This window comes from Anaerotignum sp., from assembly GCF_051877975.1.
In the GTDB taxonomy this organism is placed as follows: domain Bacteria; phylum Bacillota; class Clostridia; order Lachnospirales; family Anaerotignaceae; genus Anaerotignum_A.
Genome location: NZ_JBJEJK010000055.1, coordinates 22,882 through 35,836 on the forward strand (window position 1 = coordinate 22,882; position 12,955 = coordinate 35,836).

Consider the following 12,955-nt stretch of genomic DNA (forward strand, 5'->3'; position numbering starts at 1 on the left):
ATTTATTATGTTGAAGATAGAAGATTTGAAATTTGACGAAAAGGGACTCATCCCTGCTGTCGTTGTGGATGCAGAAAGCAAAAAGGTTCTGACAGTGGCTTATATGAACAAAGAAAGCCTGCAGATCAGCATGGATGAGGGCAGAACCTGTTTCTGGTCTCGTTCCAGACAGGAGCTGTGGAGAAAAGGCGATACCTCCGGCAATGTGCAGCATATTGTTTCCATTACGGCGGACTGTGACAGAGATGCCCTGACAGTAGAAGTATTGAAGGATGGCCCTGCCTGCCATCTGGGCACAGATTCCTGTTTTAATGATTTGGTGTATGTGAATCCGGAATTGCATGTTTTTTCCCTGCAGGGGCTGATGGATTTGCTGGAAGGCAGAAAAATCAATAAGCCCGAAGGCTCTTATACTACATACCTTTTTGAAAAAGGGCTGGATAAGATTTTGAAGAAGGTTGGCGAAGAATGCACTGAGGTCATCATTGCGGCGAAGGCAGAAGATAAGGCAGAAACTATCTATGAAATTGCCGATCTGGCTTATCATGTGATGGTGCTGATGGTTGAAGCAGGCATTTCTCTGGAGGAGGTCAGAAAAGAACTGACTGGCAGACATGTCATTGACCATAAGGTGAAACAGGAGAAGATGACGAAATGAGCAGGTTTCCAAAAATGAATTTTCATACCCATACCACCTATTGCGATGGGAAAGAATCTGTGGAAAGCATGATACAGGCAGCTTTAGCGAAGGATTTCACCAGATTGGGTTTTTCTGGTCATTGCTTCAATGACTTTCGACCGGAGGATCAAGAGGTTTGGTGCATGAGTCAAGAAGGCACACAGGAATATATGGCAGAAGTGCGCGCCATGGCAGAAACATATAAAGATAAAATCGATATTTTCTGTGGCGTAGAGCAGGATTTTTGCGCATCCACATCTACAAAAGGGTTTGATTATGTTGTTGGCTCTGTGCATTACGTGGAAAAGGATGGTATGCATTATTGCGTGGATGAATCCCCTGAAGTTTTAGAAGGGGCTATTCAAGAAGGCTTTGGCGGCAACCCTTACGCCTTGACAAAACGCTTTTTTGAACAGGAAGCAGAGGTGGTGCAGAAAACCAACGCCACATTTATCGGGCATTTTGATCTGGTGACGAAATTCAATGAAGGCAGCCGTTTCTTCGACCCTATGGACAAACGCTACCGGAATGCTGCCCTGACGGCCATGGATGCCCTGATAGAAACGGGACGTCCTTTTGAGATCAACACGGGGGCTATGTACCGTGGGCTGCGAAAAGAGCCTTATCCTTCTGTGCAGCTTTTAAAAGACCTCCGCGAAAGAAAAGGGGAGATCCTGCTTTCCAGCGACAGCCACGATGGTGCTTCTCTGGGCTTCCGCTTTGCGGAAGTGACGGAAGTCGTGAAAGAGATTGGTTTCCAGACAGTGAAAGTTCTGACAAAAAATGGTTGGGAAGATTTTATATTGTAAAGATTTTAGATGATTTCAAATTTGATGAAACAGAGACAGTTTATTTTGTAGATACCAATAAAAAAAGAGCGATAAGGATTTGCCTTATCGCTCATCTTTTTTCATTTGTTATTCGTTGCGGAGAAAAGAATCTGCTGTCTGCGGATTTTTTTCTGCATATTCCTTTGCCATATCTGCCAAAGTGATATTATCCACAACTTCATCCAGTGCAAGTTTCATCTTTTTCCAGACGGAAAGGGAAACGCAGGTATCCGCATTGGCACAGTTGGGATGATCCACACAATCCACCGGGGAGAGGGAACCTTCCAGCACACGCAGCACTTCCCCAACAGTGGTTTGTTCGGGAGGGTTTGTCAATGTATACCCGCCCTGGGCGCCGCGGAAACTTTTAACCAGTCCGGATTTTGTCAGGGGATTGATGATCTGCTCCAGATATTTTTCAGAAATCCCCTGTTCTCTTGCAATGGTTTTCAGGGGAATCGTTCCGTTTTCATAATTGAGAGCCAGAGCAAGCATCAGGCGGATGCCATATCGACCTCTTGTTGAAATCTTCATAAAGTCACCTCTCTATTTTCCTTAGTAAGGATGTTCTTCCTTTGTGGAAAAAACAGGGGGCTATCCCCCCAGCCGGCGGTTTTGCCGCAAACACAGAATCATTTGCCGCAATTGCCGCTGAAGCCGGCTTTGTTTGCCTATCTATGTTTTCAATACAAGAAAGCCAGTTTTGGCTTATGCTTCTTCCTGCCAGCCTTTGCAGACATCCACCCATTTTTCACAATTGCCATAGTGAAAGATTTCATCACAAGTCAGTTCTACCGCGGAATTGCTGCTGCCTGCGGCGGGGAATACAGTATCGAAGCGTTTCATGGAAATATCTGCATAAGATTTTGTGCCTGCGGGCAGGGCAAAGGGGCAGACCCCGCCCACAGCATGTCCGGTTGCTTCCAGGGTTTCTTCTGCGGAAAGCATTTTTGCTTTTAAACCAAAAGTATCTTTGAATTTGCGATTGTCGATCTTTGTATCACCGGCAACGCAGATAACGATGGGGCCTTCTTTGGACATCAGGCACAGTGTTTTTGTGATGCGGGCGGGGATAACGCCGGCAGCCTGGGCAGCCAGTTCCACTGTTGCACTGGATGTTTCAAATTCGATGGGTTCTTTCGGGCAGTTCATTTCTTTCAGGTATGCCCGTACTTTTTCGATAGACATTGCTAATATCTCTCCTTTGTTGCTGTTATATCGTTCGGGGAGTTCTTCTCCCGAAAATTTAATATTTTTATTCAGCATATCAGAAAAGTAGGAATTATGCAAGGAAAATGGGAGAGAAAAAGAAGGGGATTGTTTTTCTTTTTTGAATATGCTATACTACTTAAACAAACTTAAAATGGTATCAATATGCAAAGTCTTAAAGAAAAACCAACCATGCGAGAGACAGAGCAATGATGATACAACCATGAAGGAAGCTTCATACATCCCCCGTGTATGGAGCTTTTTTTATTGCCGGAAAGTGAAGGAAAGCTTTCCGGCGAAAAAAAGGGGAGCAGTATTTCTGCTAAAGAGGAGTGTGTTTTTCAGATTTTACCGAAAACAGCAGCTCTTTTCCATTTCCTTTACGGATTCGTTATTCTTGACGAAAGAAAATACAGATGCTATACTCAAAAATGGCTTAAAATGAAAAGAAAAATTCCTGAGAATAGAGGGAAGATTATGATTCGAAATATATTGGAATATTTGGAAAATACGGCAGAATGCCTGCCGGATAAAGTCGCTTTTTCCGGTGCGGAAGGGGAAATCACGTTTTCTCAGCTGGCGGAAACAGCGAAGCACATCGGCACCTATCTGACTCGCTTCGGCGGCAGAAATTGCCCTATTGCAGTTATGATGCAGAAAACGCCTGTTTCTGTGGCGGCTTTCATGGGGGCTGTATACAGCGGCAACTTTTATACTCCCATCGATGTGACCATGCCTAAAGAACGCATCCTATCAATCCTGCACACGCTCAAGCCGCAGGTTTTGCTCATCGATGAAAAGAGCAAAAAAGTGGCGGCAGGTTTGGAATATGAGGGAGAAATCATCGTTTTAGAAGAAATTTTGGATACAGAAATCGATGGGGAGCTCCTGCAAAAGATCCGTCTCTGTTCCATCGATACTGACCCGCTCTATGCTTTGTTTACCTCTGGCTCTACGGGCGTGCCTAAGGGCGTTGTCATCAGCCATCAGTCTGTGGTGAACCTGACAGAATGGTATACAGAAGCCTTTGATATTACGGAGAAGGAGATCATCGGCAATCAGGCACCTTTTTATTTTGATTCTTCTGTCAAAGATATCTATGCAGTATTGAAAACAGGGGCACAGATGGAGATCATTCCCAAGATGCTTTTTTCCTTCCCTAAAAAGCTGCTGGAATATCTGGAAGAAAAGAAAATCAACTATATTGACTGGGTCCCCTCTGCTTTGAGCATTGTGGTCAATACCGGTGCGCTGGAGAACTTCCAGCCCTCTTATCTGAAAAAGATCATGTTCTGCGGAGAAGCTATGCCGACGAAGCAGTTCAATATGTGGCGGGCAAAGTATCCCGATGCTCTGTTTGCGAATATCTACGGTCCGACGGAAACAACGGTGGACTGCACCTATTATATTGTAGACAGAGAATTTGCTGACGATGAACCTCTGCCCATTGGATATGGCTGCCGCAATACGGATGTATTCATCTTAAATGGGGATAGACTGGCGGAGGCTGGCGAAAGCGGCGAGCTTTGCGTCCGCGGCCGCTGCTTGGCTTTGGGCTATTACAACAATCCTGAAAAAACAGCAGAAGCCTTTATTCAGAATCCCTTGAATCCCTATTATCCGGAAAAGATTTATAAAACAGGGGATATTGCGAAATATAATGAACGGGGCGAGATTATTTTTCTGGCAAGAAAAGACCATCAGATCAAACATATGGGGCACCGCATCGAATTGGGCGAAATCGAAACAGCCGTCAATTCCATTGAGGCCATCGACACGGGCGTTTGCCTGTATGATACGGAAACCCAGCGCATCCTGCTGTTTTACTGCGGCGGGGAAGAAGCTACACAGGCGTATATCCTGAAAAAGCTGCGGGATAAGGTTCCTAAATATATGTTCCCCAATGTGATGATGAAATTAGAAAAAATGCCTCAGACTTTGAATGGAAAGATAGACAGATTGGCTTTGAAGGAGTATTATGATAACGATAAGCAAAATTCCTGATGGAAACCAGTGGGCGGAGGAAATCGCCCAGGCCATTTCCAAAGGAATGCGGACAAATTTTTATGCCTCTGCGGAGGAATTTCTCCCTTTGGTGGAAAAAAGCCGTATTTCCCGGGCAATTTTTCAAGGGGGCAGCTATTGTTTTGTGGAAAAAGAAAAGCAGATCGATCTTTACTTTTTCTTAGAGAAAGAAGTTGCTCCTGTGGAAGTGCCGAAGTTGGACAAACCATTGGTGCTGGAACAGGTGGCTTTGGCAAGAAATGGCATATCACCTGCAGAGAAAGAATGGGAAGCCATCGGCTTTGAAAAATACCTCCAGAGGAAACGGCTGTTCCTTACCGCAAAAAAAATAGAAGCGGAAGAGCGGAAAGTTTCTTTCTGCAAAGGGGAAGAAGCAGAAACCATCCTTGAAATGATGGAGGATGCCTTCGAGCCTTATACCTCTGCATTGCCCGGTTTGGAAACCCTGCGGAATGATCTGGCGGAAAATCGCGTTATTGCTGCGAGGGAAGGGGAAAAGCTTCTTGGTTTTCTACGCTTTGGCAGGGAAAAGAAGGTATCTGTTCTCTGGCAGATTGTGGTTGTGCCCGAAGGGCGGGGTAAAGGTACCGGCGAAGGGCTTGTTCGCGACTGGCTTGCGCTGGAAAGAGAAAAAGTGACAAAATTTCAGCTTTGGGTCAGAGAGGATAATCCTCCTGCAATCAAAATGTACGAAAAACTGGGTTTTTTGCCCGATGGCAGAATTGCCCCGGTTATGTTGAAAAAATAATGATGAGAAATGAAGAAAGGATAAGTGACATGGAAGCATTACTGAAAATTTTAGCAGAACTGAGACCTGATGTAGATTTTGAAGGAAACCAGGAATTGGTTGACAGCGGCGAACTGGATTCCTTCGATATCGTTTCTCTGGTTGGTGAATTGTGCGATGAATACGATATCGAAATCGGTGCCGATGATATCGTTCCTGAAAACTTTAATTCTGTAGAAGCGATCTGGGCGTTGGTTCAGAAGCTGCAGGAAGAGTAAGGAGTTAGAGCGGTATGGCATTTACATCATTTCGATTTATCGTTTTTCTTGTATTGGCTGCCGCAGCATATTTCCTGACACCAAAGCGTTGCCGATGGGTAACGCTTTTTGTTGCTAACTATGTTTTTTATTTCATTTCCGGCGGCAAGATTTTTATTTACCTGCTGGCAACAACCATTACCACATATCTGGCAACAATAAAAATCGGGGATATGGCGGCAAAAAACAAAATTGCTTTCGGTGAAGCAAAGGTAAATTTGGATAAAGAAGGAAAACGGGCGTGGAAAGCAGCATTTGCCAAAAAGAAAAAACGCATTCTCATCCCCACGCTGCTGTTTAACTTCGGCATTTTGGCGGTGCTGAAATATTCTGGCTTTGTGACCAGCAATCTTAACGCGCTGTTTGCAAAGCTGGGCATTGGTGCCGAGCTCCCTGTGTTCAAATTTTTACTGCCCCTGGGGATTTCTTTCTATACTTTTCAGTCCATGGGGTATCTTATTGACGTATACAGAGAAAAACAGGAGCCAGAGCGGAACTTTTTCAAATTGGCACTGTTTATTTCTTTCTTCCCCCAGATTGTCCAGGGGCCGATTTCCCGCTTTGGCACCCTGGCGGAGCAGCTCTTCCGCCCCAATGCTTTTTCCTATACCCGTGTGAAATACGGCGTACAGCTGATGCTTTGGGGGGCCTTCAAGAAGATGGTCATTGCGGACAGAGCGGCAGTTTTGGTAGATAATGCCTTTGGTTTCCCGGAAACCTTTGGCGGTACTTATGTAGCCGTAGCGGCGTTGGTTTACGCCATCCAGATTTACGGCGATTTTTCCGGCGGTATTGATATTGCCACCGGTGCAGCCCAGATTTTTGGGGTAACGCTGGATAAAAACTTTGAACGTCCGTATCTGGCAACCTCTATTCCCGATTATTGGCGCAGATGGCATATGACCTTGGGCGCATGGTTCCGGGATTATGTATTTTATCCCTTATCCCTGTCTAAATTTTTTATGAAACTGGGGAAAAAATGCAGAAATATTCTGGGAAATTATATTGGCAAGCTGATTCCTGTGCTGATTCCTCAGTTCATCATTTTCTTCCTTATCGGTATCTGGCACGGGGCAGAATGGAAATATATCGCCTTTGGCTGCTATAATGGTACGCTGATCGTGCTGGGCATCCTCTTTGAGCAGCCTTTGCAGAATCTGGCGAAAAAGCTGGGTATCCGCATGGATTGCCTCAGCTGGCGTATTTTTCAGGTATTGCGTACTTTGGTGCTGGTGGCTATCGGCAAAATCATCACCAGAGCCCCCGGCGTCAGTGCAGCGGTTTACATGATCCGCTCTATGGTGGAAAACTGGAATACAGATGTTCTTTTCAATGGCGGATTGCTGACCATGGGCTTGGATGGAAAAGACCTGTGGGTATTGTTCCTGTCCTGCCTGGTGTTGCTTTGTGTCAGCCTGATGCAGGAAAGCGGCATCAAGGTAAGAGAGACTTTGGCAAAGCAAAATCTTTATTTCCGCTGGGTTATCTATCTGGGTGCGGTGTTCTCCCTGATCCTCTTTGGCGTATATGGTCTCAACTATAACGCCGCAGATTTTATTTACAGGGGGTTCTAAGTATGAATAAGAAAGAGTGTTTGAAAATTATGATAAGATGCGTAGCATTTGTGGTGGTTTTTTCCATGCTGTTTTCCAATGCGACCAACCTGTTGATACGGCATGATGATGAATCTAACGAAATCCATGCTTTTTACAGCGAGCCCCAGGATACCATCGATGTGTTGTATGTGGGCAGCAGCCCCCTTTTGCGGGGGGTTTCTCCTATGGTGATGTGGAACGAGCATGGCTTTACGGGCTATGTGCGGGCTTCGGCATTGCAGGCTCCCTCCGTCAGCTATGGGCTTTTGGCGGAATCTCTGAAATATCAGAGCCCCGAGCTAGTGGTGCTGCTTTGTGATAATATTTTTACGGAATATGATTATGCGGAAAGGGAAGGAGACCTGCGCCGCGGTTTGGATGGCATGAAGATGTCCAAATATAAGCTGGATATCATCAAAGAGGTCACAGAAGCCGATGAAAGGCAGTCAATGCTTTCTTATGCTTTCCCCCTGATGCGCTACCATGACCGCTGGAAGGAGATCAACCTGGCGGAGGACGAACCGGAGCCTTTGCTGGAACATTCCTTCAAGAAAGGGAATGTTTATCTGAGAGATATCAACCCACAGGCATATCCCGAAGGCTTCATGGAGCCAACAGGAGAGAGTTATGCTTTCGATGAAAATGCAAAGGGCTATATCGAAAAATCCATTGCCCTTTGTCAGGAAAAGGATATCCCTGTGCTGCTGCTGCATCTGCCCAAAATGAGCTGGAGCTATGAGCAGAGCGTGGCGGTGGAGGCATTTGCCGCCGAAAATGGTGCGGTTTATCTGGATTTGGACAGAGCGGAATACAGAAGCCAGCTGGGCTTAGACCCTCAGGTAGATTATTACGATCAGGGGCATATGAACCTGACTGGCACCATCAAGCTTTCCCATTGGCTGGGGGCTTGGCTGGATGAGCAGTATGACCTGCCCGACCATCGGGAGGATGCTGCCATCAGCGAAAGCTGGAATGCAGATTGGGCGCAGTATGCGGAGAAAACGGGATTAGAGCCGTGAGTGCTGCCGCATACTCTGCCTAAGGAGTCACGTTTCTGGAACTTGATTAGGATATATTATGAAGAAAAAAGGGTGTCCCTCGTATTTTGGGGGACACCCTTTTTCTATTGGTTTTTCATTATTTTCTATGACTTTTTTCTTTTTTGGCGATTTCAATGTGTACCTTTTTATTTTTGATTTTTGCATTTTTCATGCCATGCAGCACATCCCGCACAAATTCGCTGGGAACATCCACAAAGGTATATTCATCGTAAATGGCGATTTCGCCCAGTGTTTTACCGGGAACGCCTGCTTCATTGGCGATGGCACCCACGATATCCTTTGCACGGATTTTATTTTTCTTTCCGGCATTGATGAACAGGCGGACCATTTTTTCCCCTTCGCCGCCGTAAAGTTCCGTTCCGCCCAGATTGATATCATCTAAAACATCGATATCATCGGCATTGACATCGGACAGATGGTTTTTCAGAAGAGCGGCGGCAATATCGATGCTGGTGTAATCTTCTTCCATCAGCTGGTCTACCAGGTGGATATATTTTGTCAGGTGCCCTTCATCAATGATGCCTTTGATCTTTTCCAGGAAGATATTTGTTTTCATTTCTTCCACGTCGCTGAGGGTAGGCAGTTTCTGCTGCACGATCTTTGTTTTGGTATAGCGCATGATATCCCGCAGCTTATAGATTTCCTTGCCTACGCAGAAGGTGAAGGCTTTGCCTGCCTTGCCGGCACGGCCGGTACGCCCGATCCGGTGTACATAGTATTCTTCATCCTGGGGCACATCATAGTTGAATACCATATCGATATCATCTACGTCGATACCCCTGGCAGCAACGTCTGTAGCAACCAGAATTTCGATGGTGCCATTGCGGAATTTCTGCATGACTTTATCTCTCTGGGGTTGTTTCAGATCACCGTGGAGCCCTTCCGCGAAGTAGCCGCGGCCCTGCAGCATTTCCACCAGATCGTCTACCCGTTTCTTTGTATTGCAGAAAACCATCGCCAGATTGGGGTCGTATACATCAATGATACGGGTCAGGGCATCCAGCTTTGTCTTTTCCTTTACATCGAAATAGTACTGTTCGATGCTGGGTACGGTCAGTTCCTTCCGAACGATTTTGATAAATTCAGGATTTTTCTGGAACCGTTTTGTGATATCCAAAATTTCCGGAGACATGGTTGCGGAGAAAAGCAGTGTCTGATGGTCTTCAGGAATTTTTACGAGGATCGTTTCAATATCTTCCCGGAAGCCCATATCCAGCATTTCATCGGCTTCATCCAGAATCATCATCTGCACGGTTTCCGCTTTGATGGTACGGCGGCGCATATGATCCATTACACGGCCGGGAGTACCGATGACCACCTGTGCACCTTTTTTCAGGGCTGTGATCTGTCTGTCGATGGGCTGGCCGCCGTAAATAGGCAGGACACGAATATTGTCTTTATATTTCAGCAGCTTACGAAATTCTTCACTGACCTGAATTGCCAGTTCACGGGTGGGGCAGAGGATCAGGGCCTGCAGGCGTCTGTCCTCGGGGTCGATCCGTTCCAAGCAGGGGATGCCAAAGGCGGCAGTTTTCCCTGTACCTGTCTGAGACTGGCCAATGATATCTTTGCCTTCCAAAATGATAGGGATGGCTTGAGACTGGATAGGGGTGGCTTCTTCAAAGCCCATATCCAGCACCGCATGGCAGATTTCGTTTGAAATGTTCATCTCTTCAAATCTTAAATGTTCCATAGTTTCTTCCTTTCTTTGCTCTTTTTTGATGGCAAAGCCGAAGAAAACAACGAAAACCAAGATCCCTTTGCCTTGCGGCAACGCAATATCGCAGTGTCGGCAAAACCGACAATTTTCTTCGACTTCTATCACAATGATGCGCTTTCGCTAGGTATGATTTCCTTTTTTGCGAAATATACCTATTGTACTTAAGAAAATCTTAGGATTTTCCGAACAACCCTTCTAAAGCGCATATTTCCGGCAAAAAGCCGCAGATATTTATATTAACAGGAAAAAATAAGAATTGCAAGAAAGATTTCCATGTATTATAATTATTCCCTAGAAATAGGTAGAACTTGAGTAAAACGGAGGTTTTTTTGATATGGAATTTATTCAGGCAATCATTTTAGGGCTGATTCAGGGGTTGACAGAATTTTTGCCCGTCAGCAGCTCTGGTCATTTGGTGCTTTTTCAGAATTTATTTGGCATCAAAGAGGCAACACAGGCTTTTACGATCATTCTGCATGTGGCAACATTGATTGCGGTATTTGTTTATTACTGGCAGGATATCTGGGCGCTGATTCGCCATCCTTTCCAGAGAACAACCGCACTTTTGATTGCCGGCACCATTCCAACGGTCATCATCGCGCTGTTATTCAATGACACATTCGATGCGATTTTCGGTAAGGGCAAATTTATCGGCTTCAATTTTCTGTTTACCGGGTTGATTCTGCTTTACGCGGACAGCCGCCGCGCGGGCAGAAAGAAGATCAAAAATATGTCTATTTTCGATGCTTTGGTGATTGGTGCGATGCAGGGGGTTGCGATTATGCCGGCAGTATCCCGTTCCGGTATGACCATCAGCACTTGCTTGGCTAGGGGCATGAATCGGGAAGATGCGGCTCGGTTTTCCTTCCTGCTGTCTATTCCGGCTATTTTGGGCGGGATGGTATTGACGATCAAAGATATGGTCACAGGGGAGGTCGTATTGGCTGATGCCATGGGGACAATGCCTATGATTTGTGGCTTTGTTGCAGCTGCGGTTTCCGGTTATCTGGCTATTCGCTTTATGGTGGATGTGATCAAAAAAGGAAAATTGAAATGGTTCTCGGTATATGTATTCATTCTGGGTGGGGTCTTGATCCTGGATCAGTTTGTACTGCATATGATTGTACGTTGAGCAATATCGGCACGCTGCAAAGCGTGCCTTTTTTACGGAGTAAACCGGAGAAAAAACAAAGTTTTTGAGGCCTGCGCCCGATATTATGATATAATGATATAAAAAGAACGTGAAAGGGGGGGTGCCTTATGGAACAGATTTTATACTATTTGGGGGATAATTTAGAATATCTTCTGCGAATGTTGGTCGCCAGCATCTGCGGCGGCATTATTGGTTTTGAACGCAGCCGAAGAAGAAAGGAAGCAGGTCTGCGTACCCATATTATTGTTGCTTTGGGGTCTGCTCTTTTGATGATCGTTTCCAAATATGGATTTATGGATATTTTGGATCTGCCGGGAATGCGGGTGGATGCGGCCCGTATTGCTGCAAATGTGATCACAGGTATTTCCTTTTTGGGGGCAGGGATCATTTTTGTACGGGATGTTTCCATTAAAGGATTGACAACAGCTGCGGGTATTTGGTCTATGGCGGGCATTGGCCTTGCCATTGGTGCGGGAATGTATTTTATCGGCATTTTTGCTACGATGCTGATTCTTGTGATTCAAATTTTTACCCATGGGCATTTGAAAAAACTGGATGGACCTGTTTATGAGACCTTTTCTATCACTTATAAGAATGTACCCAATGGATTGGAGCAATTGAAACAGCAGCTGAAAGAACGGAATATCTTGATCCATCATATCGAGATGGAGAAAAAGGATGACGGCACTGTAAAAGTGATGCTGGATGTCAGCAGGGAACACGCCATTACCTGTACGGATCTGGCGGATATTTTTGCAAATGATGAACGGATCAAAGGATTCCGACTGTAAACAGATGGGGACGTATCTCTTCCAAAAAGAGATACGTCCTTTTGTATGCAGAAAACCACGCAATAGTCGCGTGGTTCTAGATACCATGGATATTTTTGGGCATGTGGATACCTCCTTTTGGGGTCTACTGAATTGTAATGGATAGTTACTTTATATGTCCACTTTTTAATATAGATCCAAGTTGTTGCCATGAACAGCATCCGTAACCGAGCTGAGGAAATCATCCTCCGTGAAATGATCTACAGGTAGGATGCGGTATGAGAATCCTCGAAGAATTTTGGTATGGCAACATTGAGCCAACAGATTATGACACTTCTTCCTGCAAGGAGTACAAGAAATTAGTGGAGTTAATCTGCAGGAAGGAAGAAAAACTCCAGGCCACCATGACGGATGAACAGAAAGAACTGTTTGAGAAGTATACGGATTGTGTGCGAGAGCATCAAACTATTACAGATTACCTGATATTCCAAAACGGCTTTAAGCTGGGTGCCAGGATGATGCTGGAAGTCATGGGCGAATAATCGAATACATAGTAGCAGCCCACCGATCAGCAATAATCGGTGGGCTGTGTTCATTCAATGACACCTATACCCATATTTTCACTTACGAGGGTGAATGTTCACTTTTTATTCTCTCCGTAATGTGAATGCATATCCTATATAGCTGCTTTTTATGCGGTAGCTGAAGATGGCTACTTCTCTGCCACATTTTTGCTGCAGATCTCTATTTACCATTTTCGTAAAACTGTTGATTTTGGTAATCGATGCGGATATAATATAATTAAGAGGTGATGAACAGTGAAATTGATTGACCGTAACCAGTATTTAGATAAATTGATCAATGTGATC

13 protein-coding genes are annotated in these 12,955 nt (G+C 45.2%); 10 read left to right on the forward strand and 3 right to left on the reverse strand.

What is annotated here, in order from left to right; all coding sequences use genetic code 11:
• The first annotated feature begins 7 nt into the window (after positions 1-7).
• Positions 8-658, forward strand: coding sequence for a bifunctional phosphoribosyl-AMP cyclohydrolase/phosphoribosyl-ATP diphosphatase HisIE (gene hisIE / locus ACI39P_RS08680; protein ID WP_439720269.1), 651 nt, complete (start codon positions 8-10; stop codon positions 656-658).
• Positions 655-1,488, forward strand: coding sequence for a histidinol-phosphatase (locus ACI39P_RS08685; protein WP_439720270.1), 834 nt, complete (start codon positions 655-657; stop codon positions 1,486-1,488). The genes hisIE and ACI39P_RS08685 overlap by 4 nt, the downstream gene beginning before the upstream one ends.
• 108 nt (positions 1,489-1,596) lie before the next feature.
• Here ACI39P_RS08685 and ACI39P_RS08690 read toward each other — a convergent pair whose 3' ends face one another.
• Positions 1,597-2,043 (reverse strand): Rrf2 family transcriptional regulator, encoded by a 447-nt coding sequence (locus ACI39P_RS08690; RefSeq protein ID WP_439720271.1) that lies wholly within the window; start codon positions 2,041-2,043, stop codon positions 1,597-1,599.
• Positions 2,044-2,217: 174 nt separating this feature from the next.
• On the reverse strand, positions 2,218-2,697 hold the full coding sequence (locus ACI39P_RS08695) for a YbaK/EbsC family protein (RefSeq protein WP_439720272.1): 480 nt from the start codon (positions 2,695-2,697) through the stop codon (positions 2,218-2,220).
• Positions 2,698-3,195: 498 nt separating this feature from the next.
• Between ACI39P_RS08695 and ACI39P_RS08700 the strand changes: the two genes are divergently transcribed.
• The 5 genes from ACI39P_RS08700 to ACI39P_RS08720 are packed head-to-tail and all read left to right on the forward strand — an operon-like array spanning position 3,196 to position 8,401.
• Complete coding sequence (locus ACI39P_RS08700; protein WP_439720273.1) at positions 3,196-4,722, forward strand: amino acid adenylation domain-containing protein; 1,527 nt, start codon at positions 3,196-3,198, stop codon at positions 4,720-4,722.
• Entirely contained in the window at positions 4,697-5,491 is a 795-nt protein-coding gene (locus ACI39P_RS08705; protein ID WP_439720274.1) for a GNAT family N-acetyltransferase, read from the forward strand. Before ACI39P_RS08700 ends, ACI39P_RS08705 begins: the two co-directional genes overlap by 26 nt.
• Before the next feature lie 29 nt (positions 5,492-5,520).
• A complete protein-coding gene (locus ACI39P_RS08710) occupies positions 5,521-5,748 on the forward strand; it encodes a phosphopantetheine-binding protein (RefSeq protein WP_439720275.1) in 228 nt (75 codons plus the stop codon).
• 14 nt (positions 5,749-5,762) lie between these two features.
• Positions 5,763-7,361: an MBOAT family O-acyltransferase gene (locus ACI39P_RS08715; protein WP_439720276.1), complete on the forward strand. Its 1,599-nt coding sequence runs from the start codon at positions 5,763-5,765 to the stop codon at positions 7,359-7,361.
• Between the two features lie 2 nt (positions 7,362-7,363).
• Positions 7,364-8,401 (forward strand): hypothetical protein, encoded by a 1,038-nt coding sequence (locus ACI39P_RS08720; RefSeq protein WP_439720277.1) that lies wholly within the window; start codon positions 7,364-7,366, stop codon positions 8,399-8,401.
• A 118-nt stretch (positions 8,402-8,519) separates the two neighbouring features.
• Here the strand turns inward: ACI39P_RS08720 and ACI39P_RS08725 are convergent, their stop codons facing one another.
• Positions 8,520-10,136, reverse strand: coding sequence for a DEAD/DEAH box helicase (locus ACI39P_RS08725; protein WP_439720278.1), 1,617 nt, complete (start codon positions 10,134-10,136; stop codon positions 8,520-8,522).
• A gap of 361 nt (positions 10,137-10,497) precedes the next feature.
• On the opposite strand from ACI39P_RS08725, the gene ACI39P_RS08730 reads away from it, so the two are divergent.
• The 3 genes from ACI39P_RS08730 (at position 10,498) to ACI39P_RS08740 (ending at position 12,628) form a co-directional block, all read left to right on the forward strand.
• Positions 10,498-11,295, forward strand: a complete 798-nt coding sequence (locus ACI39P_RS08730) for an undecaprenyl-diphosphate phosphatase (protein ID WP_439720279.1) — start codon at positions 10,498-10,500, stop codon at positions 11,293-11,295.
• Between the two features lie 128 nt (positions 11,296-11,423).
• Positions 11,424-12,107, forward strand: a complete 684-nt coding sequence (locus tag ACI39P_RS08735; RefSeq protein ID WP_439720280.1) for an MgtC/SapB family protein — start codon at positions 11,424-11,426, stop codon at positions 12,105-12,107.
• 257 nt (positions 12,108-12,364) lie between these two features.
• Positions 12,365-12,628 (forward strand): DUF6809 family protein, encoded by a 264-nt coding sequence (locus ACI39P_RS08740; protein WP_439720281.1) that lies wholly within the window; start codon positions 12,365-12,367, stop codon positions 12,626-12,628.
• The last annotated feature ends 327 nt before the right edge of the window (positions 12,629-12,955 follow it).

Bases quoted from the DNA above. Each gene is read 5' to 3' on its own strand.
- ACI39P_RS08740 (WP_439720281.1), top strand. From the start codon at position 12,365: ATGAGAATCCTCGAAGAATTTTGGTATGGCAACATTGAGCCAACAGAT.
- ACI39P_RS08710 (WP_439720275.1), top strand. From the start codon at position 5,521: ATGGAAGCATTACTGAAAATTTTAGCAGAACTGAGACCTGATGTAGAT.
- ACI39P_RS08700 (WP_439720273.1), top strand. From the start codon at position 3,196: ATGATTCGAAATATATTGGAATATTTGGAAAATACGGCAGAATGCCTG.
- ACI39P_RS08685 (WP_439720270.1), top strand. From the start codon at position 655: ATGAGCAGGTTTCCAAAAATGAATTTTCATACCCATACCACCTATTGC.
- ACI39P_RS08690 (WP_439720271.1), bottom strand. From the start codon at position 2,043: ATGAAGATTTCAACAAGAGGTCGATATGGCATCCGCCTGATGCTTGCT.
- ACI39P_RS08695 (WP_439720272.1), bottom strand. From the start codon at position 2,697: ATGTCTATCGAAAAAGTACGGGCATACCTGAAAGAAATGAACTGCCCG.
- ACI39P_RS08735 (WP_439720280.1), top strand. From the start codon at position 11,424: ATGGAACAGATTTTATACTATTTGGGGGATAATTTAGAATATCTTCTG.
- ACI39P_RS08720 (WP_439720277.1), top strand. From the start codon at position 7,364: ATGAATAAGAAAGAGTGTTTGAAAATTATGATAAGATGCGTAGCATTT.
- ACI39P_RS08730 (WP_439720279.1), top strand. From the start codon at position 10,498: ATGGAATTTATTCAGGCAATCATTTTAGGGCTGATTCAGGGGTTGACA.
- ACI39P_RS08715 (WP_439720276.1), top strand. From the start codon at position 5,763: ATGGCATTTACATCATTTCGATTTATCGTTTTTCTTGTATTGGCTGCC.
- ACI39P_RS08705 (WP_439720274.1), top strand. From the start codon at position 4,697: ATGATAACGATAAGCAAAATTCCTGATGGAAACCAGTGGGCGGAGGAA.
- ACI39P_RS08725 (WP_439720278.1), bottom strand. From the start codon at position 10,136: ATGGAACATTTAAGATTTGAAGAGATGAACATTTCAAACGAAATCTGC.
- hisIE (WP_439720269.1), top strand. From the start codon at position 8: ATGTTGAAGATAGAAGATTTGAAATTTGACGAAAAGGGACTCATCCCT.